This window comes from Salinisphaera sp. G21_0, from assembly GCF_017744115.1.
In the GTDB taxonomy this organism is placed as follows: domain Bacteria; phylum Pseudomonadota; class Gammaproteobacteria; order Pseudomonadales; family Endozoicomonadaceae; genus Endozoicomonas.
In genome coordinates this window covers 1-874 of the sequence record NZ_JAGHQW010000197.1, presented here as the reverse complement: position 1 = coordinate 874, position 874 = coordinate 1, and the positions used below count along the sequence as shown (strand labels likewise).

Here is an 874-nt window from a genome sequence, read left to right as displayed (position 1 = left end):
CATGAGCAGTCTGGGCTACCTGTATGTGTATGGTGGCAAGAGCTTTCCGATAGATCTGCACAAAGCGGAGCGTTGGAACCTTAAGGCGGCTGAGCTGGGGGATATTAAAGCCATGTGCGGCCTGGGCATCATCTATGAAGATGGTGGCGAGGGCTTTCCAGCCGATCTGCACAAAGCCGAGAGCTGGTACCTGAAGGCGGCTGAACTGGGGAATGTTGTAGCCATGAATAATCTGGGCCACCTGTATCATAATGGTGGTGAGGACTTCGCGGTAGATCTGCGCAAAGCGGAGCGATGGTACCTAGAGGCGGCTGGGCTGGGGAATGCTTGCTCCATGGGCAACCTGGGCAGGGTGTACCTGGAGGGAGGCGAGGGCTTACCGGCAGATCCGGATGAGGGAAAGTTCCTGTTGTTCAAGGCGGCTGGGCTAGGGGATATTGGAGCCACAGTCAACCTTGGCAACCTGTACGAGGAAGGTGTCAAGGGCTTTCCGAAAGATCTGCACCAGGCGAAATCCTGGTGGCTCATGGCGGTTGAGCTGGGACATGCTGAAGCCATGCTTTACCTGGGTTACCTGTATCTGGATGGTGGCGAGAACTTTCCGGTAGATCTGCACCAGGCGAAAATCTGGTTGCTCAAGGCGGCTGACCTGGGTAACGCTGAGGCCATGTTCCACCTGAGTCATCTGTATAAGCATGGTGGGGCGGACTTCCCGGCAGATCTGGACCAGGCGAAGGCCTGGTTGCGCAAGGCGGCTGAGTTGGGGAATGACCTGGCCATCAAAAAACTGGAAAAAGCTTCTAAACCGCAACCAGCTAAAAAACGCGGGTTTGATGAAGCCTTTCCTGATGAACCCGACCACATCCGTACAGAG

General features: G+C 55.6%; 1 pseudogene. It reads left to right on the top strand.

The annotated features are described in order from the left end of the window. Positions 1 to 874: pseudogene (locus J7439_RS25620) on the top strand (SEL1-like repeat protein); the annotation flags it as partial.